This is a genomic window from Mesorhizobium sp. CA15 (assembly GCF_020165215.1).
Classification (GTDB): domain Bacteria; phylum Pseudomonadota; class Alphaproteobacteria; order Rhizobiales; family Rhizobiaceae; genus Mesorhizobium.
Map to the genome: position 1 here is coordinate 697,478 of NZ_JAIUHQ010000001.1, position 24,386 is coordinate 721,863.

Sequence of the window (24,386 nt, forward strand, 5' to 3'; positions counted from 1 at the left end):
CGGTTTTGGGAGAACGGCATGCATCAAGACTAGGCCTGAAGCGCGTCACCCGAGCCGTTTCGACATGACGCGCTTTAGCCGGATAAGCATGACTTGAGCCTCGACATTGACAGAATGATGGCTACATGGGATTGCCGGGGAAAGCGGATGTGGCGGAATTGGTAGACGCCCTGGATTTAGGTTCCAGTGCCGAAAGGCGTGGGGGTTCGAGTCCCTTCATCCGCACCATCCTTCGCTCTTCGAGCTTCGGATGGCAGGCCACCACCTGAGGCTCGAAGAGCCGAAGGTGTCCTCCGAAGCCTTGGCTATCTCCTGGCGGCGCAAGCAAGGCCCTCACGCTCTCGGAGACCGTCCCGCTTTGCGCATCCGACGCACTTGAAATAGCCCTTTAACAGGTTCTTAGTTGCAACAGGCGGGTCGGGGCTCTGTCAGATCGTGCGCGTAACTTCTCTGGTTCTGGGGCTTGGGTCAGCTCTCGCGGCGGCGTCTCAGGTTGAGGCTTTGGAGTACACTCCGGCTTCTCTTCCGGGTCAGCGGCCAATGCTCATTGTCTCCGGTGAGTTTAGCGCCAATGAGTCCTTGAACGGCTTCAGCCGCGCGGTTGCGAGCAGCGGGGCCAAGGTGATTGTATTCAACTCCCCTGGTGGCAATGTCGGCGGTGCTATTCGTTTGGGGCGTATGATCCGCGCAGCAGGGTTGGATACGCTTCAGGTTGGCCAATTGCAGTGCGCTTCAGCCTGCTCACTGGCCTTCCTGGGTGGCATCCACCGTGTTGCCGAACCAAGTTCCATCGGCATCCACCGGGCGTTTCTCAAACCGGCTGACGGGATGTCCACCGAAGAAGCGAAGGCCCGCGTCCAGCTCGGAACGGCAGCAATCACATCCTATGTGGTCGAGATGGGAGTGGACCCCAAGCTGATAGAATTGGCTTCGAGCTATGGCAAGCATGACATAAGATATCTATCGGCCAGCGAAATGGCTGACTTGCATGTGACCAATGCCGCAGCGAACCAGTCGCCGGCAGATATTTCACAGGTGTTAACGAGGCCCAATCCTGCGCCCATGTCCGCCCCTGCACCCGACCCCAGGCAACTGCCGGAAAGCATTGCGGTCGCCTTCGTCAGGGATCTCATCGAGCATCATGGCGACAACGACGATTTCGCTCTTGCCCAAGTTCAGGCATCCTACGCTCCCAAGGTCGATTATTATGGCAAGCTGACGAAGTTGAGGTCGATCGTTCAGGACAAGAGGAACTATTACCGGCGATGGCCTGAACGCAGATATAGCGTCCGCAAGGACAGCATCGTGGTCAACTGCACTAACGATCGCTGCATGGTCTCGGGCGTCTACGACTGGGTTGTGCGCAGCCCCTCGAAACACAAGCAGGAAAAAGGCGTGGCAAACTTTAGCTACACGATTTCGATCGGTCCCTATCCCAAAATTATCGCAGAGACAGGGAGTGTCCAGCGATAAGCGGGACCACCGTTAGCCCGGACACAGACGTCAAGCCCCTATACACTTAATAAAGCGGCTCCTCGAACAGCGTCTTGTCGCCGTCCATCAGCGCCTTGATCTGCGCCGTGCCGTCTGCCGACAGCGCGAGCTTGATGCCGAACGGCCGCACGCGCATGTCGTCCTGGATCGCCATTCCTTCGCCTTCCGGCAGATAGAAGCGGTCGATCCCGTAGTCGGGCGCGATCGTCGCTTCCGGATCGCTGAGGCCCCAGCCTTCCCCGACATGGCCGGCAATGTCTGCTTCGTCCGCGCCTGCTGGGCCGGCGCTTTGCCGAACCACGCCGCCGTCGGCTGCCAATAGCCGTCGGAGCCCTTCTTCAGCCGCACCACGATCGCTGTGTCGTCGCTGGAGAACTTGCCTTGCGGAAGGTTGACGATCAGCTTCACCGGGATGCGCGAAATGTTGTTGTTGAGGGAGATATAGTCACCTCGCAGGAGGTCGCGCGGGTCGACCGGTTGGACTTTCAGCAGCACTTCCTTGCCGTTGCGCAGGATCGCGGCGCGGCCGGCGATGATCCAGCTGAGAAAGCCGATCTGGACGAGCGCCAGCACCAACGCCGAGATGATCAGCTTCTTGCCGGTCATGCTGCTGCTCCTGTCTCGGCGGGCGCTCTCATGCGCTTCTCGATACGGATGATGATCAGCGCCAGTACGCCGAGCAGCACGGCAGCCGCCAGGAAGAAGCCGGCCGTATCCAGCATCGACCTCAAGGTGACGCTATAGATAATGGCGAGTTCGAAGGCGAAGCCGGCATAGGCCAGCCAGCGCAGGCCCCTGCTCTCGCGGCCGGCCAACATGATCGCCGCCACGATGCCGGCAAGCGCTACGATCGAGGCGAGGGCGAAACCGCTGTTATAGGTGCTTTCATCCGCCAGCTCGAACTGGATCATCGCCATGCCGGTCAGGAAGCCGAGCAAGGCGTGCAAGGACAGCCGGCCGCCGAGTTGCAGGATCCTGTCGATCGGATCGCCGGCAAAGACCGCAGCGGCGAAGAGCAGCACTGACGCGATGGCCAGCGACATCGCCACCGGCAGCGTGTCGTGATCCGTCGCCAGCAAGACCAGATACAGAATGACAGACAGGACGATGAGGTGGCGCGCTGCCCGGCTGCGCGTCCAGAACGAAATGGCGAACAGGATGATCGCCATGACGATGAAGAGATGAGGAATTTCCGCGCGCCAGTAGAAGCCGAACCCCTTGAGAACCAGCCAGGCATCGGCAATGCCGACCGCAGCCACCGTCAGTGGGTTCGAACGCAGCGCTACTGCCGCCAGCGCAGTGCCGGCGCACCATGTCACCAGCGCCGAGGCCTCGTCGCCAGAAAGATGGTACATCTGGCCGATCAGCGCGATCGATCCGCCGAAGGCGGCGGCTGCAATGATCCACAGCGCCTCGCCGATCGCGGCATGGTCGCGCGTCTTCAGCACCGCGCCGCCGACATAGCCGGCCAGGATGACGGCGAAAAGCGCCGCCACACGAACGACACGCGGAATGGCCTCCCAGTTGGCGGCGACGAAAATCAGGATCGCTGCACCGAACAGAAGCGCCGCCATCATTGCCAGGATCGAGCCGAAACTCAGCGACGCGCGCTCGTTGGCAGCGACGTCGCGCGTCAATGCCTCCGCCGTGGCGGGATCGATCAGCCCTCTCTCCCGCCAGCGGGCGATATCCGCCCTTAGCCGTGTCGTATAGCTCGCCATGCTTTCCCCCAAAGCCTGGTCATTTCCTCAACCGGGGCAGCCAAACCGTTGATGCGGCGGCACTTTCCGATTCGGCCTTCTTTGCGACGCAGGCGTGAACGGCCGTTAATGTTGCATTGCACAATTTGCATTGCTGCCATGCGCCAACGGCACTTTTAAACCGATATGATCCCACCTATTTTCTGTTCGTACACAACGGAATGATCCGAAGTTAAAGACGAAACGAGAACTACCATGAACCTGATCCGCAACTACCGCAACTGGCGCCGCTACCGGGACACCGTCTCCGAGCTGAACCGCCTGTCGAACCGTGAACTGACCGACCTCGGCATCAGCCGCAGCGACATTCACTACGTCGCCCGCAAGGCGGTCTAATCCGCTCGGACCGCAAATGGTCCGAACCAGTTTTGAAGAGAGTTAAGACAATGAACCTGATCCGCAGCTATCGTAACTGGCGCGTCTATCGCGACACCGTTGCTGAGCTGGGTCGGCTTTCGAACCGCCAGCTCCACGATCTCGGCATCGTTCGCGACGAGATCAAGATGGTCGCCCGCAAGGCGATCTAAGCAGGGCATTTCGCCAGGGTCGACCTCCTCCCCGACCCTGACGGATACGGCCAACCCTCACCTCCTCCCGAGGGTTGACCACCAAAACGGCGCCCGCCGGACCTCCTCCCCCGGCGGGCGTTGTTCCCGAAGCGAACGCAGTTCGTCTTCGAAGGCTTCGCCCCTTCTCAAAGGCGAAAAGAATTTTCGTCCTCAAGGGCGATAAGGAATTTCGTCAAAGCCGACCTCCTCCCCGGCAATGACGAATGAAGGTCGATCTTCACCTCCTCCCGAGGATCGACCCCCAAAACGACACCCGCCGGACCTCCTCCCCCGGCGGGTGTTGTTGTTTCTGGCGCAGGCACCGGCCTCGTGCGTTGTCAGCTGGCAATTGCAATCGCGTCCCCAAGCGATTATTCCGGCGCTCATGAGCAAAAATCCCGTACACGTCATCGGCGGCGGCCTCGCCGGCTCCGAAGCCGCATGGCAAATTGCGCAAGCCGGCGTTCCGGTCGTGCTGCATGAAATGCGCCCGGTACGCGGCACCGACGCCCACAAGACCGACGGCCTGGCCGAGTTGGTCTGCTCCAATTCCTTCCGCTCCGACGATGCCGAAAACAATGCCGTCGGGCTGCTGCACGCCGAAATGCGGCTTGCCGGCTCGCTGGTCATGAGTGCCGGCGATGCGAACCAGGTGCCGGCCGGCGGCGCGCTGGCCGTCGACCGCGACGGCTTTTCCGACGCGGTCACCGCGAGGATCGAGGCGCATCCGCTGATCACCATCCAGCGCGAGGAAGTGCCGGGGCTGCCGCCCGAGGATTGGGACCAGGCGATCATCGCCACCGGCCCGCTGACGGCGCCTTCGCTGGCGCAGTCGATCGCCGAAGCTACCGGCGCCGATGCGCTCGCCTTTTTCGACGCGATCGCGCCGATCGTGCATTTCGACACGATCGACATGAACACCGCCTGGTTCCAGTCGCGCTACGACAAGGTCGGTCCCGGCGGCACCGGCAAGGACTACATCAACTGCCCGATGGACAAGGAGCAGTATCTGTCCTTTGTCCAGGCGCTGCTCGACGGCCAAAAGACCGAGTTCAAGCAATGGGAAGGCACGCCCTATTTTGACGGCTGCCTGCCGATCGAGGTGATGGCCGAGCGCGGTGTCGAGACCCTGCGCTACGGGCCGATGAAGCCGATGGGGCTGACCAACGTCCACAATCCGTCGGTCAAGGCCTATGCGGTGGTGCAGCTCCGGCAGGACAATGCGCTGGGCACGCTCTACAACATGGTCGGCTTCCAGACCAAGCTGAAGCATGCCGAGCAGGTGCGCATCTTCCGCACCATCCCCGGGCTTGAGAACGCGGACTTTGCGCGTCTCGGCGGCCTGCACCGCAACACCTACATCAACTCGCCGACGCTGCTCTATCCTTCGCTGCAGCTGAAATCGCGCCCCGGCCTGCGCTTTGCCGGCCAGATCACCGGCTGCGAAGGCTATGTCGAAAGCGCCGCCATCGGCCTGCTCGCCGGCCGCTTCGCCGCCGCCGAACGCCTCGGCCAGGCGCTATCGCTGCCGCCCTCGACCACCGCCTTCGGTGCGCTGCTCAACCACATCACCGGCGGTCATATCGTCTCGGATGACGAGCCCGGCAAGCGCTCCTTCCAGCCGATGAACGTGAATTTCGGCCTGTTTCCGCCGGTCGAGGCGCCGAAGACCGAAGGCAAGCGCCTGCGCGGCAAGGACAAGACCGTCGCCAAGCGCCATGCCATCACCTCGCGCGCTCTGGCCGATTGCAGGGTGTGGCTGGGGCTGCCGGCGCGGGCGGAAGCGGCGGAGTAGGGTTTTCGGTGCGGGTTGGACGGCCCATATAAAGTAGGATACTATCCCACTTTATGCGTGGAGCAATGCCATGGAATCCGCTGAGAAAATGTCCATCACCGTCACGCCAGCCATGGCACGTATGATCCGCGAAAAAGTCGAGGACGGCTCCTTCGGCTCCGCTAGCGAAGTCATCCGCGCCGCGCTCCGCGCCTTCCAGCGCGAGGAGCAAGAGCATGCCGAGCGCATGGCATCGATCCGTGCGCGCGTAAAGGCTTCGATCGAGGACAAGAGACCCGCCGTCCCGCTCGATGAAGCAATCGACCGGGTGAAGAACCGAATTTCACAGCTGGCGCAAGGCCGTGATGATCCAGCGCCTCGTCGTCGTTCTTAGCGAAAACGCGATCTCCGATCTCGAAGCGATTGGCAGCTACATCCTTGAGAAGGGCGGCAGCGAAAACGTCGCCAATGGCTTCATGGATCGGGTTAGAGAGCGCTGCCGAAGCATCGGCAACGCACCTCGCGGCGGCCGCTCGCGCGATGACATCGCACCCGGGCTACGAACCGTCCCTTTCGAACATTCCGCGGTCATCACCTATGTTGTCGAAAGCGATGTCGTTCTCATACTCAACATCTTCTACGGCGGCCGCGACTACGAGACATTGATGCGCGACGGTGGTTCTGGCGATCAATCCTAAGGCGTTGATTACTCCGCCGGCTCCGCGCCTGCCCTCGGCAAGCCCGGCTTGCCCGCCTCTCCCGGATTCCTCCGCACATAAGCCGCCTTCAGCGTCTGCGACGTATCGCGCGAACCGTCATGGCTCCAGCCTGGCGGCTGGATGAGATAATTGACACGCTGACCGAGCGTCAGCCCCGGCGCCAGCACATCCTTGAACATGCCGATCCATTCGTGGAACGCAACCTTCAGCGGATTGAAGGTGCCGATGTTCTTTACGATGCCGTAGCGCGGCCGGTCCTCCTCCAATTCCTCGACGAAGGTGCCGAACATGCGATCCCAGACGATCAGCGTGCCGGCATAATTGGCGTCGAGATAGCGCGGATTGGTGGCGTGGTGGACACGGTGGTGCGAAGGCGTGTTGAAGATGAATTCGAGCCAGCCCCACATCTTGCCGATCGTCTCGGTGTGGATCCAGAACTGCCAGACCAGGTTGAAGCCGAAGACGAAGGCTATCACCGCAGGATGGAAGCCGAGCAGCACCAGCGGCGCCTGCAGGGTAAAGGTGAAGGTGAACAGGCCCGTCCAGCTTTGTCTCAGCGCCGTCGAGAGATTGTAGTGCTGGCTGGAATGATGGTTGACGTGCTCGGCCCACACCCATCGCACCCGGTGCGCGATGCGGTGATAGACATAGTAGCGCAGGTCGTCGAGCAGGAAGGCGGCGACGAACACCCAGATCAACAGGCCGAGGTTGAAGAAGCGGAATTGCCACAGCCACAGCAGCGCCCAATAGGACACGACGCCGAGCAGCAAGCCTGCGACGACATTGCCGGTCCCCATCATCAGGCTGGTCAGCGTGTCGCGCGTTTCGAACGATCCCCTGGCGCGGCCGGTGCGCACCAGCCAGAGCTCGATCAGGATCGCCGCGACGAAGAATGGGATCGCAAGCTGGGTGACCTGCGGGAAATTATACTCGTCCATCACGCCGCCTCCCGGATCCGATCATGGCTTTGCAATGCCGCCGCCACGGCCAGCGCGCCGGCTTCGTCGGCAAAAGCAAACCGCCCGCCTTTCCAGGTGAAATCATTGAGCCGCAGCGAGACCACATTGCCTTCCCTAGTCAGCGCCAGAATGTCGTGGGGCGTGACGATGCGCGTCAGAAAACAATCGCCTATGCTCCGGACGATGCCGCAGCGCTGCGGGCCAAGATCGAGAAACGCGGCATGGCTGTCGGCTGTCAGCCGTATTGAACCCGGTCTTTCGTCGGGAAAATCCTCGGCAAAGCGTGCGAGCGCATGATCGGCGCCGGCAAGCGTCGCGGTCGTCGTGCCGCCGGTGAAATGCACGGCCGCGACCGACAGCGCGATGCCGAACACGACAAGGACGACCAGGACTGGCAGGCTCATGGAAAGACGGCTGCTCCGGCGGCCCGCATTTCTTCGACGCGAGTCCACGCAACGGAATCCCTATCACGGTTGACGTTTACGTCAAAGGCGCGTCCAGCCCCGCATCGCATGACGCAAGAGCAGCCAGTGCCGGCGCAAGGTTGAGAGCGTTGCCGTCGCACTGAGCGGCGACCTGCCCGTCTTCTCCATCCTGTCGAGATAGGCATGGGTCAGCGCTAGCGGCAGGAAGGCGGGCCGCAGCGCAACGGGAAGCGCCGGCGCACCTTTCTCGAAGGCGTTGAGATGCTCGCGCGCCAGCGCAATCATCGCCGCAACCGCGCGCTCGGCGGCTGCCCCGCCTTCGCCTTTGACGAACTCTTCCGGCGTCGTGCCGGCCGCCGAAAGGATGTCGGCGGGCACAAAACACTGTCCGCGCCGACGATGGAGCGGCAGAAGCAACAACAGGCCGGTGATCGCCTGCGCGCAGCCGGCCCTGCCAGCCAGTTCGGCAAAGCCGGGCGCCGCGGCGGGATCGAGCACCATGGCCGCAAGCTGGATCAGCGCCGCGGCCGTCTCGCCGCAATAGCCTTCGAGATCGGTCCGCGACGGCATCGGGTCGTCATAGAGATCGAAGATGCGCGCCTCGAGCATGTTCTCGAAAGCAGCCTTCGGCAACCGGCAGGCGGCGATCGTCGTGCGCAGCGCATCGGCTGTCGGGTGGCCTGTCTCGGCATCCCCTTCGGCCGAAATGACGTCTCGCCACCATTGCAGCCTGACCTCGCCCGGCAGCGGCTCATGGATGCGATCGCGCACGCCGGCGATCTCGGCATTGAAGGCGTAGAGCGCGAGCAGCGCGTCGCGCTTGTCGGCCGGCGCGTAAAGCGCCGACAGATACCGGTCATGGTCGACGGCGCGCACCGCACCCATGACGATGTCGCCATTCTTGATGATCTTGGACGTGCCGGCCATTCAATCGACGGCGATCAGCGCCGCGGCCACGGCGCGGTCTTCGGCGAGCAGCACATTGTAGGTCCGCACCGCCGCTCCCGTCGACATCGGGTCCGCCGAGATCCCGGCCTCCTTTAGCGCGGCGCGCAGCGCCGCCGGCAGCGGCCGCAGTTCCTTGCCCATCCCGACCAGCAGGATCTCGACTTTGCCGGCCTCGGCGAACAGCTTGTCGAAATCCGTGGCCTTCAGCGCCAGCGGATCGGCGGGCTCCCAGCCATGGATGCCGGACGGCAGGACGAGCAGCGATCCGCGATGCGACATATCGGCAAAGCGAAAGCCGCCATTGCCATAGGCCTCGATCGGCGCCTTGCCCGGGAAATGCGCCTCGCGGATGATGATGCCTTTGGCCATGGCTCTAGAACATGATGCCGAAACGGCGTCAGGTCGCCACCGCCTTGCCGTTCACCGGCTCCTCAGCCGAGGCCTGCGGCCTCAGCTTGAAGAGGATCAGCAGCGGCGCGGCGATGAAGATCGACGAATAGGTGCCGAACACCACGCCGAACAGCATCGCCAGCGTGAAGGAGCGGATCACCTCCCCGCCGAACAGCACCAGTGCCAACAGCGCCAGCGACGTGGTGACGGATGTCAGCGTGGTTCTGGACAGCGTCTCGTTGATGGCATTGTTCAAGAGCTGCGGCAGCGGCATTTTCTTGTATTTTCGCAGATCCTCACGAACGCGGTCATAGACCACGATGGTGTCGTTCAGCGAATAGCCGATGATGGTCAGGATGGCCGCCAGCGACGACTGGTTGAACTCCAGCCCTGTCAAGACGAAGAAGCCGATCGTCATCACCACATCGTGCACCGTGGCCACGATGGCGCCGACGGCGAACTGCCATTCGAAGCGGAACCAGACATAGAGCAGGATGCCCGCCAGCGCGATCAGCATGGCGATCGTGCCCTGCTTGGCCAACTCGCCTGAGACCGTCGGCCCGACCACCTCGACGCGGCGGAAGTCATACTGGTCCTGCAGTTCGCCCCGCACCTTGTCGATCACGGTCTGCTCGGCATTTTCGCCGGCGTCCTGCGTGCCGACACGGATCAGCACGTCGTTCGGCGCGCCGAACTGTTGCACCTGGATCTCGCCAATATTGAGCTCGGAGAGCCTGTTGCGGATGTCGCCGAGATCGGCATCGCCCTTCTTGGACTGCACCTCGATTATCGAGCCGCCTTTGAAGTCGATGCCGTAGTTGATGCCAAGAGTCAGGAACCCGACGACAGACAGGATCGACAACGTGCTGGAGAGAGCGAAGGTCCAGCGGCGGATGCCCATGAACGGGATCTTCGTGCCCGGCGGAATGAAGGTGACCGGCGCGCGCGGCAGTTCCTTCGGCCGGGCGCGGCGCAGCCAGATCGACACCAGCATGCGGGTGAAGGTGAAGGCGGTGAAGACCGTGGTCAGAATGCCGATCGCGTAGGTGATCGCAAAGCCCTTGACTGGCCCTGTGCCCAGCCAGAACAGCACCACGGTGGCGATCAGCGAGGTGACGTTGGAATCGATGATCGTCGCCAGCGCCTTCGAGAAGCCGGTGTCGATCGCCTGGATCACCGAACGGCCGTTGCGCCGCTCTTCGCGGATGCGCTCATAGATTAGGACGTTGGAGTCCACCGCCATGCCGATGGTGAGCACGATGCCGGCGATGCCGGGCAAGGTCAGCGTGGCGCCGAGCAGCGACAGCGCGCCGACGATCATCGCCACGTGCACAGCCAGAGCGATGTTGGCCAGGAAACCGAGGAACCCATAGGCGACGAACATGAAGGCGACGACGAGGATTGAGCCGATCACGCCAGCCACCTTGCCGGCGTGGATGGAGTCCTGACCAAGGCCCGGGCCGACCGTACGCTCTTCGATGATCGTCAATTTGGCCGGCAGGGCGCCGGCGCGCAGCAAGACGGCGAGGTCGTTGGCGCTCTCGGTCGTGAAATTGCCGGAGATCTGGCCACTGCCGCCAAGGATCGGCTCGCGGATCACCGGTGCCGAAATCACCTGGTTGTCGAGCACGATGGCGAACGGCTTGCCGACATTCTGTTGGGTCGCCTGGCCGAACCTGGTCGCCCCGCGGGAATTGAAGGTGAACGAAACCACCGGCTCATTGGTCTGTGAATTATACGTTGGCGTCGCATTCGACAGGTCTTCGCCCGAGACGATAACGCGGTTCTCGACGAGGTAAGGAACCGGAGGATCGTCCTGCGAATAAAGCACCGAGTCGCCAGCCGGCGGACGATTCTTCATCGCGTCCTGGACCGGCACCGACGTGTCGACCATCTGGAACGTCAGCTTGGCGGTCTGGCCGATAATGTCCTTGAGCCTTTGCGGGTTCTGGAGCCCGGGCACCTGGACCAGGATGCGATCGTCGCCCTGCCGCTGCACGATCGGCTCGGTCGTGCCAAGCGCGTTGACGCGTCGCTCCACCACCTCGATCGCCTGCGAGAGAGCGGTCGTGGTGCGGTATTTGATGCCCGCATCCGTGACGGTGAACTTCAACAGCCCAGGCTCGGAATCGTCCAGCGCCATCGACTGCACGGAACCGCCGGCAAAGAGGCCGGCAGTGACCGGATTAGTTATCGGCTTCAGCGCTGTCTTGGCGGCTTCGACCTGGCTCGCATCGTTGATGCGCACCTGCACGGTTCGGCCTGTTCCGCCAAGGCCGGTATATTGGATCTTGGCGTCGCGCAGCAGCGTCCTGATCTCGTCACGCGTCGTCTGCAGCTGATCCTTGATCAGGTCGTTCTGATCCATCTGCAGCAGGATGTGCGAGCCGCCCTGAAGATCGAGGCCCAGCGTCATCTGCCGCTTCGGCACCCAGCTCGGCAATTGCGCCAGCATGCTTGCCGGGAAGAGATTGGGCGCGGCGAGGATCACTGTGACGGCCACCGCGAGCCAGATCAGGATCATCTTTAGGCGCGAGAAATAGAGCATTCGTTTTATCCGTTCAGGCGTACAAGCGGCAGCGTTCCGCCATCGAGGTTAGGATTACTTCTTGGCGTTCTGGTTCGCCACCGGCTCGCCCTTGACGCGCACGTCCGAAATCGTCGAGCGCAGCGCCGTCACCTTGGTTCCGCCGCCAAGGTCGATCTCCAGCTCGTTGTCGTCGATCACCTTGGTCACCTTGCCGACGAAGCCGCCGCCGGTCACCACCGTGTCGCCGCGGCGCACCGCCGACAGCATTTCCTGGCGCTTCTTCAACTGCGCGCGCTGCGGCCGGATGATCAGAAAATACATGATCACGAAAATCAGGACAAACGGCAAAATCGAGATCAACATGTCTGGCGAGGCGCCGACGCCCTGGGCGTATGCCGGTGTAACGAACATCAAGAAACTCCTGGATGGTGAAATACCGCTGCGGCGGCCCCGCGAAAATTTGGCCGGAATATAGTCGGTAAACTTGCCAATGCAACTGCGCTGCGAGCCCGATCCGTTGCTTTTCCAGCCGTTTGCGGCGTGCTAGAGCGTCGCAGCGGAAGCGGCTTCGAGGCCACCGAAAAGATCATGCTCCAACAAAAGCTTGGAGCTGGTTCTTGCAGCGATGTCATGGAAGCTGCTCCCACACGCTGAAATGCCTAAACAAAAAGACCTGATATGACCGACAGCATGGATGCCTTGAACAAGAAACTCGATCGCCTGATCGAGGCAGTCGCTCGCCTCGCTCCGCCGCCGGTTCCTCAGACCGATCTCGGTGTTGCCGACTGCTTCGTGTGGCAGGCGGACCCTGGTTTTCTGGATCCGGTGCGCAAGGTCAACCGCGTCGACATCGGCCTGATCCGCGGCGTCGACCGCGTGCGCGACATCCTGCTCGACAACACCGAGCGTTTCGCGTCCGGTTATGCGGCCAACAACGTGCTTTTGTGGGGCGCGCGCGGCATGGGCAAATCGTCCCTGGTCAAGGCCGTGCATGCCACGGTGAACGCATCCGACAAGCTCGAGCGGCCGCTGAAGCTGATCGAAATCCACCGCGAGGACATCGACACACTGCCCAAGCTGATGGGTCTCCTGAAGGCCGCCCCCTGGCGCTTCATCCTGTTTTGCGACGACCTTTCCTTCGATCACGACGACACGTCGTACAAGTCGCTGAAGGCGGCGCTCGAAGGAGGCGTCGAGGGCCGGCCCGGCAACGTCATCTTCTACGCCACGTCCAACCGGCGGCATCTGCTGCCGCGCGACATGATCGACAATGAGCGCTCCACCGCCATCAACCCTTCGGAAGCGGTCGAGGAAAAGGTCTCGCTTTCCGACCGTTTCGGCCTGTGGCTCGGTTTCCACAAATGCTCGCAGGACGAATATCTCGACATGATCGACGGCTATGTCCGCTACCACGATCTGGCGATCGACCCCGAGCAGCTGCGCGCGGAGGCGCTGGAATGGGCAACCACGCGCGGCAGCCGTTCCGGCCGTGTCGCCTGGCAATTCACGCAGGACCTCGCCGGGAGGCTCGGCAAGCCGCTCAAGGATTGAAACGTTAACGTCAACTGGGCGACTGCGCTCGTCGCAAGTCGCGCGGCGTCTGGCCGATTTCGCGACGCATCCAATGCGCCAGATGTGACTGATGCGCGAAGCCCGTCAATGCTGCCACCTCGCTCGTGCTCAGATCGCCTTGCTTGAGCAGAACGCGCGCCCTTTCCACGCGGCGTCGCAGCACGTAGCGATGCAGGGTGACGCCCGTCGTCACCTTGAACCACGTCCGCAAGTGCGAGCTGCTCGCGCCGGCAACCCGGCTCAGCCGGTCAATCGAAAGCGGCTCGTGGAGAGCGGTCTCTATGTGTTCCAGAACCCGCTTGAGCTGCGCATCCGACAACCGGTTCGTTTGAACAATGTCCGGCCCATCGAGACCGAGCAGCCTTACCGCAAGGGCCGCGCCGATGCTGTCGGCAAACAAAGGGCCGCTCGGCGCGCCGGCATTGAGGTCGCTCTGCAGCGCTCGGGCGAGATGTTCGATGCGCTGGTCACGAAGCAAATGGCGCGTGTCGAGCCGCGACGCTCGCGCCCTGCCGCCAAGTTCCGCGGCGACCCTTTCCATCAACGCCGGCTGCAAGATGATCTCGATCGTGTCGAACGGGGTTTCGGCCTCGAAGCCGCCCTCCTCCCCAGCCGGCACAAGGTCGATATCGCCGGCGCGCCTGACGAAATATCGCCCAACCTGATTGCAGTAGGAGCGCGTTGCCGCGCTTGCATGCACCATGATGCGATGGTGTGGCGCCCGGGACAGGCGATGGACGCCTGCTTCAACACGGCGGGAGACCATTGCTACGTCGGACGAGGATCGGGCCGGCTCGAATTGCGAAGGCATGCTCTCTCGATTCATGGCGGAACCTGTCCAAGATTTGGCAATTGCCGCGCGATTTTCAACGCCGTGAACTCGTACTCACGCCTCTCCATCAAGCTTGGAAGAGAGGTTGCAATGAGTTTCTATGTTGTTGTCGGCGCGGGCCCCGTTGGGCGCGAGACGGCTCGTCGTCTTGGCGAAGAAGGACACGATGTCGTGCTCACAAGCCGAAGCGTCGGTTCGAACGCGTTGCCGAATGTGCGGACGATACGGGCTGACGCCACGGACGCCGCGGAGCTGTCACGCGTTTGCCGAGGCGCCGATGCCATTTTCATGTGCGCCATGGCCACATATCATCGGTGGCCCACCGACTTTTTCCCAATAATCGACGGCACCGTGCGCGCGGCGGAAGCCGTCGGCGCGAAGCTCGTCGTGCTTGGCAACCTCTATGGTTATGGGGGAAATGCCGACCGTCCGCTTCGCTCCGACATGTCTCTAGACCCGACTTCGAAGAAGGGAACCGCCAGGACCATCATGTGGCAGCGGGCGGTCCGCGCCAGTGTGCCGGCGATCGAAGTGCGGTCCAGCGACTATCTCGGACATGGCGCGATCAGCTACTTCTCGCTGGTCGCGCTGCCTTCCATTATCGAAGGCAAGCCCACCGCCTTCATTGGGGACCTCGACGCAACTCATGCCTGGGCCTTCACCAAGGACGTCGCGAGCACGCTTGTCGCGGCTTCCCGCTACACGGGTGAATGGGGACGGGCGTTTCATGTTCCTTCGCAATACGCCTCGCCCCGCGAGCTTATCCGGAAAACCGCGGCAATGCTCGGACACGAGACCCCAGAGACACGCTCCTATTCCGTCCCCGAGATGGAAGCCCTTGGCATGCATGAGCTCGTCGAGATGCGGTACCTCTTCGAGAGCCCCTTGCTGGTTGATAGCTCCGACGCGGAGACACTTCTTGGCGTGAAGGCCAGCAGCCTTGAAGAGATGATCGCCGATACGCTCCGTGATCATCTCTGAACCTTGCGGGCAGGCATGTTGCACGAATCTGAAAAAGCCCGCTCCTTGCGGAGCGGGCTGAAGACGGCGGGCCGGACTGGAGGTCAGGCGGCCCGCAAACGGTTCTTGTTCTATTCGAGGTAGCCGCTCGGATCGACCGGGGCCGAGTTCTTGCGCACTTCGAAGTGCAGCTTGGGCGAGTCGGTGGTGCCGCTCATGCCGGAGAGCGCGATTTCCTGACCGCGCTTGACCTTCTGGCCGCGCTGCACCTCGATCGAGCTTGCATGGCCATAAACGGTGACCAGGCCGTTCTCGTGCCGCACCAGCACGGTGTTGCCGAATTCCTTGAGGCCGTCGCCGGCATAGATGACGACGCCGTTCTCGGCTGCCTTGATCGGCGTTCCTTCCGGCACCGCTATGTCGACGCCGTCCTTGCCGGAGCCGAAGCCCGAGATGACCCGGCCGCGCACCGGCCAGCGCATCTTGCCGATCCCGGTCGCGTCGGGCGCCACCGCATCGTCGTCCTCGGCCTGCTGGATGACCTTGGCGTCCTTCTTCGGCGGCGTATAGGAGGCGAGCGTCTCGGTGGTCTTGGCCGCCGGCGGCGTCGTTGCCGTCGTCACCGGATCGACCGCCGGCTTGGTGGCCGCGGGCTTTGCCGCGGCAACGGCGACCGTGCCGCCGGCCGGAACCTTGAGCGTCTGGCCGATCTTGAGCAGGCCGTCCTGCATGCCGTTGGCCTTCTTCAGCGCCACGACGCCGACGCCGGTCTTCCTGGCGATCGACGACAGCGAGTCGCCCTGCTGTACCGTGTAGGAGCCGCCGGCGCCGGCCGGCTTGGCCTCAGCCATCTGCGCCGCTGGCTTGGGGTCCTTCGAGCCGCTGGCCGCGGCCGACGTATCGACCTGAGCGGCCGACTTGCCGTCTTTGATTTTCGGCTGCTGCGGCAGCACCGCGACCTTCTCCGGCGCGCCGGCAGGCTGCTTCGGCGTATTCACCGGCTTGCCCTCGGCGACCTTCGGCTCCTTGCTGGAATAGGCATAGGCGGGAATGACGATCTTCTGGCCGCTGCGGATGCCCTTCTTCGGATCGATCCCGTTGACCTTGGCGATGGCATCGGCAGGCACGTGATAGTGCTGCGACAGGCCCGAAAGCGTCTCGCCGTCCCTGACCACGATTTCGGTCGCATGCGGGGCAGCACTGGCGTTGCGCACGGCGTCGGGCTCGGCCGTCTTGAACGGCTTGGCCGGCGCGACGGTGTTGGTGGTCGTCCTGTCGACATGCGGTGCGGGGGCAAGCGCGGGAGCCGGAGCAAGGGCGGGGGCTGACGCTGTGCGCATCGGCCTGGCCGGCGCGGCGGCAGGCTGCGAGGGCGGCGGCAGCTGCTGCGCCGTGACCGGCTCGAGGCTCGAGCGGCTCACCGACTGGGTGTGGGTGCCGTCGACAGGGGCCGGCGCGACTGTGTCGCCCGGATAGGGCTGGTCGACATTCTGCTTGTTTATGATGGCGCGCTGATTGTTGGTGGACGACGTGAACACGTCGTCGACACCGTTGAAGCGCATCGACTGGGAACTGCACCCGGCCGCCGCGCCGGCAATCATCAGGACAGCGCAACCGCGCGCCAGATTACGTCTGTTTGCCTTCAAGTGATTGAATTGCATCGCACTAACCCGCACAGACCCGGTACAAACTGATCACGATTAAAGCGCGTTAATGTTACTGGGCGGTTAACCCATTAGAATCCGACAAAAATTTTCTTAAAACATTGGCGGAAATTTTGGCGAGGGCTGTGAAGCCCTTAAATCACCATCGCGACGCTGCGCAGGATCGGCTGCAGCCTGACCATGCCGATGTCCTCGCGCTCGAAGCGGCTGCCGACCTTGGTGAGCTTGGCCAGCACCTGCTCGCCCTCTTCCGGACCGATCGGCGCGATGACGATGCCGCCGCTCGACAGTTGGTCGAGCAGGAAGCGCGGCAGGCTGTCGAAGGCGGCCCAGGCGACGATACGGTCGAACGGCCCTTCATTGGGCAGGCCGTTGGACCCGTCGGCCTGACGGGCGATGACGTTGCTGATCGCGAGCGCCTCGAAGCGCTGCTTTGCCTGCTCGGCCAGCGTCTTGTAGCGGTCGACGGTGATGACGCGCGCCGCAAGCCTCGACATGACAGCGGCCGTATAGCCCGAACCGGTTCCGATCTCGAGCACGCGGTTGCCCGGCTCGATGTGAAGCGCGGCGATCACCGCCGCCTGCAGATCGGCGCCCTCGATCGCCTCGCCGCATTCGATCGGCAGCATGCCGTCCGACCACGCGACCGCATGGAACTGCGCCGGCAGGAAACCACGCCGCGGCGTCGCCTCGAAGGCGGCGACCAGCGCCTTGGGCGCCGCGCCCCTGCCCCGCAGCCTGAGCAGGAAAGCGGCAAAACCTTCGCGGTCGTCGATGCCCGTATTCATGCCAAAACCGTGTTCATGCCAAAACCCTATTTTATGACAGCGCCTTGGTCAGTTGGTCGCGGAGCTCATGGGCGGTGAGGTCGAGCTGCAGCGGCGTCACCGAAACCTGCCGGTTGCGCAGCGCATGGAGATCCGTGCCCTTCTTGCCTTCGACCGGCTCGCGGCCGAAGCGCAGCCAGTAGTAAGGCAGGCCGCGCCCGTCGCGCCGCTCGTCGACCCAAAGGCTGTGCACCAGCTTGCCCTGCGCGGTGACGACGGTCCCCTCCACTTCGTCGGGCGCGCAGTTCGGGAAATTGACGTTGAGCAGCACGCCTTCCGGCAGCGGCGTCTCCACCAGTCGCTTGAGCAACGCCGGCGCCAGCGCCTCGGTCGTCTCGTAAGGCACGACGCGATCCTCGCCGACATAGGAATAGGCCTGGCTCACCGCGATCGAGCGGACGCCGAGCAGCGCGCCTTCCATGGCGCCCGCAACGGTGCCGGAATAGGTGACGTCGTCGGCGATGTTGGCGCCGGAATTGACGCCGGACAGGATCAGATCCGGCGGTCCAGGCAGGATTTTTTTCGCGCCCATGATGACGCAGTCGGTCGGCGTGCCGCGCACGGCATAGTGCTTCTCGCCAATCTTGCGCAGCCTGAGCGGTTCCGAGATCGACAGCGAATGCGCGTAACCGGACTGGTCCTGCTCCGGCGCAACCACCCAGACGTCGTCCGACAGCGTGCGGGCGATACGCTCGAGCGATGCCAGCCCCTCGGCATGGATGCCGTCGTCATTGGTCAGCAGGATGCGCATCAAGTCACTTCGCTTCGATCTTGGCGAGACCACCCATGTAAGGCCGCAGCATTTCAGGAATGGTTACGCTGCCATCCTCATTCTGGTAGTTTTCGATGACGGCGATAAGAGCCCGGCCGACCGCGGTGCCCGAACCGTTGAGCGTGTGGACGAAGCGATTGCCCTTGCCATCCTTGTCCTTGTAGCGGGCATCCATGCGCCTGGCCTGGAAATCGCCGCAGACCGAGCAGGACGAGATTTCGCGATAGGCGTTCTGCCCCGGCAGCCAGACCTCGATGTCGTAGGTCTTGCGCGCGCCGAAACCCATGTCGCCGGTGCAAAGCGTGACGGTGCGGAACGGCAGGCCGAGCCGCTTCAGCACTTCCTCGGCGCATTCAGTCATGCGCTCATGCTCGGCGAGCGAGCTTTCCTGGTCGGTGATCGAGACCAGCTCTACCTTGTAGAACTGGTGCTGGCGCAGCATGCCGCGCGTATCGCGGCCGGCCGAGCCGGCTTCCGAGCGGAAGCATGGCGTCAGCGCGGTGTAGCGCAGCGGCAGCTTTTCATGCGCGGTGATCTCTTCTCGCACGAGATTGGTGAGCGGCACTTCGGCCGTCGGAATGAGCCCAAGCCGACTGTCGCCATGCGGCGTGAAGAACAGATCGAGTTCGAATTTCGGCAGCTGATTGGTACCGAACAATACCTCGTCGCGCACCATCAGCGGCGGGATGATCTCTTCATAACCGTGCTCTGTCGTGTGCAGGTCGATCATGAACTGGCCTAGCGCCCGCTCCATGCGCGCCAGCTGGCTCTTCAGCACCGTGAACCGCGAGCCGGACAATTTCGCCGCCCGCTCGAAATCCATCATGCCGAGCGCTTCGCCTATCTCGAAATGCTCCTTCACCCAATTCGGACGCGTCGGCACCTCGCCGACGATGCGCTTGACGACATTATCGTGCTCGTCCTTGCCGACCGGCACATCGTCATGCGGCACGTTGGGCAGAACCGCCAGCGCGTCGTCCAGCGCCTTGTCGAGCTCGCGCTCGCGCGCCTCGCCATTCTGGATGAACGCCTTGATCTCGCTGACCTCGCCCTTGAGCTTCTCGGCGAGCGCTGAATCGCCTGAACGCATGGCGTTGCCTATCTCCTTCGAGGCGGCGTTGCGGCGTTCCTGCTTGACCTGCAGCTCACTGAGATGCGAACGCCGCGCTTCGTCCTTCGCGATCAGATCGTCGACCGTGGACTGCGCCTCGCCCGCCGACCACGAGCGCTTCACCAGCGCCTCGACAAGGGCCTTCGGGTTGTCGCGAATCCATTTGATGTCAAGCATGGTCGATCCTCAAACTAGATGCATGTCACCCAAAAATGTGCAGCGGTTTTGGAAAACGACATGCATGAAAATAGAGACTTAAAAGCGCGTCGCTTAAAACATTGAGCGCGACGCGCCTTAAGGATCGAGGGGGTAAACCGCATCCGCCATCGATGCAAGACGGCGACCAGGCCGACAGCTGCGATTTCTCGGCTGGAAAGCCCCGCTTAGGTGGAAGAGGCGTCCGGCGTGTTGCTGGCGGCAGAGCTCCCCGCCTCCGCCTGCTCGCGCGCCAGGCGGTCGCGCGCCTGGCTGCGCTCGATCATGCGCGAGGACCAGATGGCGACCTCATAGAGAATGATGGTCGGGATGGCGAGGCCGCACTGGCTCATCGGATCGGGCGGCGTCAGCACGGCGGCAACGACGAAGGAAAGGACGATCGCCCATTTGCGCTTCTCGGCCAGCGCCTGCGACGACAATATGCCGACGCGCGTCAAAAGGCTGGTCACCACCGGCAGCTGGAACACCAGGCCGAAGGAAAAGATCAGCGTCATGATCAGGCTGAGATATTCCGACACCTTCGGCAGCAGCGAGATCTGCACCTGGTCGTTGGTGCCGGTCTGCTGCATGGCCAGGAAAAACCACATGACCATCGGGGTGAAGAAGAAATAGACCAGCGAGGCGCCCATCAGGAACAGGATGGGCGATGCGATCAGGAACGGCAGGAAGGCGCTGCGCTCGTTCTTGTAGAGGCCGGGCGCGATGAACTTGTAGATCTGCGTTGCGATCAGCGGGAAGGCGATCACCATGCCGCCGAACATGGCGAGCTTCACCTGGGTGAAGAAGAACTCCTGCGGCGCGGTATAGATCAGCTCGACCTTATGCGGGTCGAGCCCTGCCCACTGCGTCGCCCATTTGAAGGGGACGACCAGAAGGTTGAACAGGCGCTTGGCGAAGAAGAAGCAGACGAGAAAGGCGACGAAGAAGCCGCCCAGCGACCAGATCAGGCGGCGGCGCAACTCGATGAGATGCTCGATCAGCGGCGCTGACGATTTCTCGATTTCTTCCCGCTCCTTGTCCGAAACGCTCACTTGGTGCCGCCCGTCATCTTCTTGCCGTCGGTTGCCCTCTTCGCGGCCGGCTTCTTCGCCGCGGCAGGCTTTGCCCCAGCCTTCGGCGCTGCCTTCGTTGCAGGCGCTGCGGCTTTGGCCGGCGCTTTTGCTGCCGGTGCCCTAGTTGCCGCGACCGGTTTGGCCGCCGTGCTGGCGGTCCTTGCCTTGGCGGTCACCGCCTTTTTCGCCGGCCTGGCCGGCACGGCGGTGTCAGAAACCGGTGCGGTGACGGAGGCGTCGGTCATGGCCGGGAAGGCTGGAGCGGCAGAGCTAGCCTCGGGCCCACCGACGCCAGGCAGGTCCGTCGCACCGTTCTTGAGCGGCTCGGCGGCCTGCGGCGTTTCCGCTGCCGGCGCCGCCGGATCGGCGGCCGGCTTGGGCTTCATCATCGTATCGACGCCGGCGCGCACATCGGCCGCGGCCTGCTCGAACGGATTGAGCTGCTTGCGCACCTCGTTCATCGGATTGAGGCCGCGAAGACTATCGATCGAGCTCTTCACATCGTCGAGCTCGGCTTCCTTCAGCGCTTCGTTGAACTGCTTCTGGAAGTCGCCGGCCATGGCGCGCAATTTCGCCGCGGTGCGGCCGAAGGTGCGCAGCATGTTGGGCAAATCTTTCGGCCCGACGACCACGATCATGACGACCGCGATCACCAGCAGCTCGCTCCAACCGACTTCGAACATGACAATCTATTCCGACGGGTGCCTGCCGCCCAAAAATGCGAAGCGGTTTTGGGACAACGGCATGCTCAAAGCAACAACCAAGATCAGCTCTTGCTGACCTTTTCCTTGGCCGGCGAAACAGTCTCGTCAGCGCGATGCTCGACGGTACGCTTGTCGTCGGCGTCGTCGTCGGCCATGCCCTTCTTGAAGCTCTTGATGCCCTTGGCCATGTCGCCCATCAGTTCCGGGATCTTGCCGCGGCCGAACACCAGAAGCACGATGACCAGCACGATCATCCAGTGCCAAATCGAAAATGAACCCATAACAATCTCTCTCGAATGGTTTCCCTCGGCGATGATCTATGCGTTTTCGCTCAGGGATTCAAACACAACCGCTACGAAGTTGATAAAATGGCTAGCGGATGTCACGCACTTTCGGCGTGAGCGGCTTGCTACGAATCCGCGCAGCCTCTGCTAATAGACCATTCGCGGCGATTTGATGATCACTCGTCGGTGACGCGCGGCGTCAGCAGCCCGAGCTCCTCGAGGTCGATATCCGTCAGCGCGTCCTCGTCTTCGGCGAGCGCGTCCGGATCGGCCGGCGGCACCGGCATCGAGAAATTCGCAGGCATGCGCGTCGAGAGCAGGCCAGCGCCCTTCAGCTCTTCCATGCCGGGCAGATCGCGGATCTCCTCCAGCGCGAAATGATCGAGGAAAGCGTCGGTGGTGCCGTAGGTCACCGGCCGTCCGGGCGTGCGGCGGCGGCCGCGCATCCTGACCCACTCCGTTTCCAGCAGCGTGTCGAGCGTGCCCTTCGACGTTTCGACGCCCCTGATGTCCTCGATCTCGGCGCGCGTCACCGGCTGGTGATAGGCAATGATCGCCAGCACTTCGAGCGCCGCGCGCGAGAGCTTCCTTTGCTGCACGGAGTCCCGGCTCATCAGGAAAGCCAGGTCGCCGGCGGTGCGGAAGGCCCAGGCATCGCCGACCCGTACCAAGTTGACGCCGCGCTTGGCATAGATTTCCTGCAAATCCGCCATTGCGGCGGCAATGTTGACGCCTTCCGGCAGGCGCGCGGCAAGCTGCTTTTCGCTGACCGGCTCGGCACTGGCGAAAATGATCGCCTCGGCCATGCGCACGGCTTCCGACAATTGCAGCCGCTCGGCGGGGTTTTCGATGGAACCCTGCTCGGCCATCTCGTCTTCCGGTTCGTCCTCGACCTTGAACGGGATGACCGAAGCGTTGGCGCGTTCGCTCATGATACCACCTCGACTGCCCTTACCCCTTGCGCGCGGCCGCGCAGATAGATCGGCGCGAACACCTGATCCTGCCGAACTTCCAATTTGCCCTCGCGCACCATCTCGAGCGTCGCCGCGAAAGAACTGGCCATCGCCGTGCGCTTCTCCTCCGGCGCCGCCAGATATTCGATCAGGAAGCTGTCGAGCGTCGTCCAGTCGCCGACCGAGCCGATCAGCCGCGCCAGCACCTCGCGCGCATCCTTGAGCGACCACACGGCGCGCCGGGCGATCGTCACATTGTTGATCGCCTGCCGCTGGCGCTGCTGCGCATAGGCGGTGAGCAGATCGTAGAGCGAAGCCGAAAAGCTGTTGCGCTTCTCGACAATGACCATTTCCGGCATGCCGCGCGCAAAGACGTCGCGCCCAAGACGGTTGCGGTTCACCAGCCGCGCCGAGGCGTCGCGCATGGCTTCAAGGCGCTTCAGCCGGAATTGCAGCACCGCCGCCAGTTCCTCGCCGCTTTCGCCCTCCTCGCCCGGCTGTTTCGGGATCAAGAGCTTCGACTTCAGGAAGGCCAGCCACGCCGCCATCACCAGATAGTCGGCGGCAAGCTCTAACCTAAGCGCCCGCACTTTTTCGACGAAGGCCAGATATTGCTCCGCGAGCGCCAGGATAGAAATGCGCGCCAGATCGACCTTTTGGTTGCGGGCAAGATGCAAAAGAAGATCGAGCGGGCCTTCGAAACCCGCCACGTCGACGACCAGCGACGGGTCGCCAGTCAGGCGGGAATCGTCGTTCTCGGCCCACAGGCGGTCCATCGGTGCGGCCTTCGCGGCCTTGCCTTCCAATGTCTCCGCCACTTGCCTTTCGTCCCTTCGGTTCAGGCCACCGCTTCGAAATAGGTGGCGAATTCTGCGCGTATGGCCGTTTCGTCGGCGACGTCGCGATCCTTTATATAGGTCAGCGCCCGCTCGGCGCGCTGCAAAGACTTGCCTGACAGCGCCGTCGTGCGCGACGCGATCCCCGACATCTCCTCGAAAACGCCGTTGCAGTGAAGGACGAGATCGCAGCCGGCCGCAAGGATCGAGGCCGCCTTTGTCGGGAAATCCCCAGAAAGTGCCTTCATCGACGTGTCGTCGCTCATCAGCAGCCCGTCGAAGCCGATCTCGCCGCGGATCACCTGATCCACGACCTTGGCGGACGTCGTCGCCGGATTGTCGGGGTCGACCGCGCTGTAGACGACATGCGCCGTCATCGCCATCGGCAGCTCGTTCAACGCCTTGAACGGGGCAAAATCATGCCGTCTGAGTTCATCGAGCGGCGTATCGACGGTCGGCAGCGCGAAATGCGTGTCGGCAAAGGCGCGGCCGTGGCCGGGAATGTGCTTCATCACCGGCAGCACGCCGCCCGACATCAATCCCTCGGCCGAGGCCCGGCCAAGCTCGATCACCGCATTGGGCTCCTTGCCATAGGCGCGCGCGCCGATAACGTCGCTGGCGCCTTCGACCGGAACGTCGAGCACTGGCAGGCAGTCGGCCGTTATACCCAGGCGCGAGAGATCGAAGGCATGCAGCCGGGCCAGCAGCCAGGCGGCGCGGCGGCCGGCTTCCTTATCCTCGCGCCACAATGCGCCAAGCGCACCCCCGGCCGGATAGTTCGGCGCCAGCGGCGGACGCAGGCGCTGCACCCTGCCGCCTTCCTGATCGATGAAGACCGGAGCGCCCGGGCGGCCGACGCAGTCACGCATCGAGGCGACAAGGTCGCGGATCTGCCCGGCTTCGCCGATGTTGCGCGCAAACAGGATGAAGCCCCAGGGACGTTCGTCCCGATAGAAGCGGATTTCGTCCTCGGTGAGGGATTTCCCGGCGCAGCCGAGGATCATGGATTTTGATTCGCTCATGCCCGGAAGCTTAAGGCTTTGAGCGAGCAAAGGG

The 24,386-nt window shown here is 63.0% G+C and carries 26 protein-coding genes, 1 tRNA gene and 1 pseudogene; 9 read left to right on the forward strand and 19 right to left on the reverse strand.

Annotated features, from left to right (window positions below):
- The first annotated feature begins 143 nt into the window (after positions 1 to 143).
- Positions 144 to 228: transfer RNA gene (locus LB515_RS03355), tRNA-Leu, on the forward strand.
- Positions 229 to 540: 312 nt separating this feature from the next.
- Complete coding sequence (locus LB515_RS03360; protein ID WP_224706736.1) at positions 541 to 1,473, forward strand: hypothetical protein; 933 nt, start codon at positions 541 to 543, stop codon at positions 1,471 to 1,473.
- Positions 1,474 to 1,519: 46 nt separating this feature from the next.
- Here LB515_RS03360 and LB515_RS03365 read toward each other — a convergent pair.
- Both LB515_RS03365 and LB515_RS03370 read right to left on the reverse strand, forming a co-directional pair.
- A pseudogene (locus tag LB515_RS03365) lies at positions 1,520 to 2,100 on the reverse strand (GDYXXLXY domain-containing protein).
- Positions 2,097 to 3,215: a DUF2157 domain-containing protein gene (locus LB515_RS03370; RefSeq protein ID WP_224706737.1), complete on the reverse strand. Its 1,119-nt coding sequence runs from the start codon at positions 3,213 to 3,215 to the stop codon at positions 2,097 to 2,099. The pseudogene LB515_RS03365 and the gene LB515_RS03370 overlap by 4 nt, the downstream one beginning before the upstream one ends.
- Before the next feature lie 234 nt (positions 3,216 to 3,449).
- Here LB515_RS03370 and LB515_RS03375 point away from each other — a divergent pair, with 234 nt between their 5' ends.
- The 5 genes from LB515_RS03375 (at position 3,450) to LB515_RS03395 (ending at position 6,274) form a co-directional block, all read left to right on the forward strand.
- Positions 3,450 to 3,590 (forward strand): DUF1127 domain-containing protein, encoded by a 141-nt coding sequence (locus LB515_RS03375; RefSeq protein ID WP_095765031.1) that lies wholly within the window; start codon positions 3,450 to 3,452, stop codon positions 3,588 to 3,590.
- 50 nt (positions 3,591 to 3,640) lie between these two features.
- Positions 3,641 to 3,781: a DUF1127 domain-containing protein gene (locus LB515_RS03380; protein ID WP_071031998.1), complete on the forward strand. Its 141-nt coding sequence runs from the start codon at positions 3,641 to 3,643 to the stop codon at positions 3,779 to 3,781.
- A 406-nt stretch (positions 3,782 to 4,187) separates the two neighbouring features.
- A complete protein-coding gene (trmFO, locus tag LB515_RS03385) occupies positions 4,188 to 5,597 on the forward strand; it encodes a methylenetetrahydrofolate--tRNA-(uracil(54)-C(5))-methyltransferase (FADH(2)-oxidizing) TrmFO (RefSeq protein WP_224706738.1) in 1,410 nt (469 codons plus the stop codon).
- Between the two features lie 70 nt (positions 5,598 to 5,667).
- On the forward strand, positions 5,668 to 5,970 hold the full coding sequence (locus LB515_RS03390; RefSeq protein WP_224706739.1) for a type II toxin-antitoxin system ParD family antitoxin: 303 nt from the start codon (positions 5,668 to 5,670) through the stop codon (positions 5,968 to 5,970).
- On the forward strand, positions 5,942 to 6,274 hold the full coding sequence (locus LB515_RS03395) for a type II toxin-antitoxin system RelE/ParE family toxin (RefSeq protein ID WP_224706740.1): 333 nt from the start codon (positions 5,942 to 5,944) through the stop codon (positions 6,272 to 6,274). Before LB515_RS03390 ends, LB515_RS03395 begins: the two co-directional genes overlap by 29 nt.
- Positions 6,275 to 6,282: 8 nt before the next feature.
- Here the strand turns inward: LB515_RS03395 and LB515_RS03400 are convergent, their stop codons facing one another.
- The 6 genes from LB515_RS03400 to yajC form a co-directional block, all read right to left on the reverse strand.
- Positions 6,283 to 7,233: a sterol desaturase family protein gene (locus LB515_RS03400; protein ID WP_224706741.1), complete on the reverse strand. Its 951-nt coding sequence runs from the start codon at positions 7,231 to 7,233 to the stop codon at positions 6,283 to 6,285.
- Positions 7,233 to 7,658, reverse strand: coding sequence for a hypothetical protein (locus LB515_RS03405; RefSeq protein WP_095765027.1), 426 nt, complete (start codon positions 7,656 to 7,658; stop codon positions 7,233 to 7,235). Before LB515_RS03405 ends, LB515_RS03400 begins: the two co-directional genes overlap by 1 nt.
- An 81-nt stretch (positions 7,659 to 7,739) precedes the next feature.
- A complete protein-coding gene (locus tag LB515_RS03410) occupies positions 7,740 to 8,606 on the reverse strand; it encodes a phytoene/squalene synthase family protein (protein ID WP_411969117.1) in 867 nt (288 codons plus the stop codon).
- On the reverse strand, positions 8,607 to 8,996 hold the full coding sequence (locus tag LB515_RS03415; RefSeq protein ID WP_224636242.1) for an Mth938-like domain-containing protein: 390 nt from the start codon (positions 8,994 to 8,996) through the stop codon (positions 8,607 to 8,609).
- A gap of 28 nt (positions 8,997 to 9,024) precedes the next feature.
- Positions 9,025 to 11,565: a protein translocase subunit SecDF gene (gene secDF / locus LB515_RS03420; protein WP_224543651.1), complete on the reverse strand. Its 2,541-nt coding sequence runs from the start codon at positions 11,563 to 11,565 to the stop codon at positions 9,025 to 9,027.
- Positions 11,566 to 11,619: 54 nt separating this feature from the next.
- A complete protein-coding gene (gene yajC / locus LB515_RS03425) occupies positions 11,620 to 11,958 on the reverse strand; it encodes a preprotein translocase subunit YajC (RefSeq protein ID WP_095765024.1) in 339 nt (112 codons plus the stop codon).
- Between the two features lie 267 nt (positions 11,959 to 12,225).
- Between yajC and LB515_RS03430 the strand changes: the two genes are divergently transcribed.
- Positions 12,226 to 13,098 (forward strand): ATP-binding protein, encoded by an 873-nt coding sequence (locus tag LB515_RS03430; protein ID WP_224706742.1) that lies wholly within the window; start codon positions 12,226 to 12,228, stop codon positions 13,096 to 13,098.
- 10 nt (positions 13,099 to 13,108) lie between these two features.
- Here the strand turns inward: LB515_RS03430 and LB515_RS03435 are convergent, their stop codons facing one another.
- Positions 13,109 to 13,930, reverse strand: a complete 822-nt coding sequence (locus tag LB515_RS03435; protein ID WP_411969118.1) for a helix-turn-helix domain-containing protein — start codon at positions 13,928 to 13,930, stop codon at positions 13,109 to 13,111.
- 111 nt (positions 13,931 to 14,041) lie between these two features.
- On the opposite strand from LB515_RS03435, the gene LB515_RS03440 reads away from it, so the two are divergent.
- A complete protein-coding gene (locus LB515_RS03440; RefSeq protein WP_224706744.1) occupies positions 14,042 to 14,932 on the forward strand; it encodes an NAD-dependent epimerase/dehydratase family protein in 891 nt (296 codons plus the stop codon).
- Positions 14,933 to 15,042: 110 nt separating this feature from the next.
- On the opposite strand, the gene LB515_RS03445 is transcribed toward LB515_RS03440, so the two are convergent.
- The 10 genes from LB515_RS03445 to nagZ form a co-directional block, all read right to left on the reverse strand.
- Entirely contained in the window at positions 15,043 to 16,572 is a 1,530-nt protein-coding gene (locus LB515_RS03445) for a peptidoglycan DD-metalloendopeptidase family protein (protein WP_224601708.1), read from the reverse strand.
- Between the two features lie 137 nt (positions 16,573 to 16,709).
- Complete coding sequence (locus LB515_RS03450; protein WP_224706745.1) at positions 16,710 to 17,363, reverse strand: protein-L-isoaspartate(D-aspartate) O-methyltransferase; 654 nt, start codon at positions 17,361 to 17,363, stop codon at positions 16,710 to 16,712.
- A gap of 31 nt (positions 17,364 to 17,394) precedes the next feature.
- Positions 17,395 to 18,153 (reverse strand): 5'/3'-nucleotidase SurE, encoded by a 759-nt coding sequence (surE, locus tag LB515_RS03455; protein WP_224706746.1) that lies wholly within the window; start codon positions 18,151 to 18,153, stop codon positions 17,395 to 17,397.
- A 4-nt stretch (positions 18,154 to 18,157) separates the two neighbouring features.
- The gene (gene serS, locus LB515_RS03460; RefSeq protein ID WP_224706747.1) at positions 18,158 to 19,462 is read right to left on the reverse strand and encodes a serine--tRNA ligase; all 1,305 of its coding nucleotides are present in this window, start codon (positions 19,460 to 19,462) and stop codon (positions 18,158 to 18,160) included.
- A gap of 206 nt (positions 19,463 to 19,668) precedes the next feature.
- Positions 19,669 to 20,532, reverse strand: coding sequence for a twin-arginine translocase subunit TatC (tatC, locus tag LB515_RS03465; RefSeq protein WP_224602759.1), 864 nt, complete (start codon positions 20,530 to 20,532; stop codon positions 19,669 to 19,671).
- Positions 20,529 to 21,236 (reverse strand): Sec-independent protein translocase protein TatB, encoded by a 708-nt coding sequence (gene tatB / locus LB515_RS03470; protein ID WP_224636235.1) that lies wholly within the window; start codon positions 21,234 to 21,236, stop codon positions 20,529 to 20,531. The genes tatC and tatB overlap by 4 nt, the downstream gene beginning before the upstream one ends.
- An 83-nt stretch (positions 21,237 to 21,319) precedes the next feature.
- Positions 21,320 to 21,538 carry a twin-arginine translocase TatA/TatE family subunit gene (locus LB515_RS03475; protein ID WP_027167260.1) on the reverse strand — a complete coding sequence of 73 codons (219 nt, stop codon included), beginning with the start codon at positions 21,536 to 21,538 and terminating at the stop codon, positions 21,320 to 21,322.
- A 179-nt stretch (positions 21,539 to 21,717) separates the two neighbouring features.
- The gene (gene scpB / locus LB515_RS03480; RefSeq protein WP_095765016.1) at positions 21,718 to 22,473 is read right to left on the reverse strand and encodes an SMC-Scp complex subunit ScpB; all 756 of its coding nucleotides are present in this window, start codon (positions 22,471 to 22,473) and stop codon (positions 21,718 to 21,720) included.
- Positions 22,470 to 23,270 (reverse strand): segregation and condensation protein A, encoded by an 801-nt coding sequence (locus tag LB515_RS03485; RefSeq protein ID WP_095765568.1) that lies wholly within the window; start codon positions 23,268 to 23,270, stop codon positions 22,470 to 22,472. Before LB515_RS03485 ends, scpB begins: the two co-directional genes overlap by 4 nt.
- A 62-nt stretch (positions 23,271 to 23,332) precedes the next feature.
- The gene (nagZ, locus tag LB515_RS03490; RefSeq protein WP_224706748.1) at positions 23,333 to 24,352 is read right to left on the reverse strand and encodes a beta-N-acetylhexosaminidase; all 1,020 of its coding nucleotides are present in this window, start codon (positions 24,350 to 24,352) and stop codon (positions 23,333 to 23,335) included.
- Positions 24,353 to 24,386: the final 34 nt, after the last annotated feature.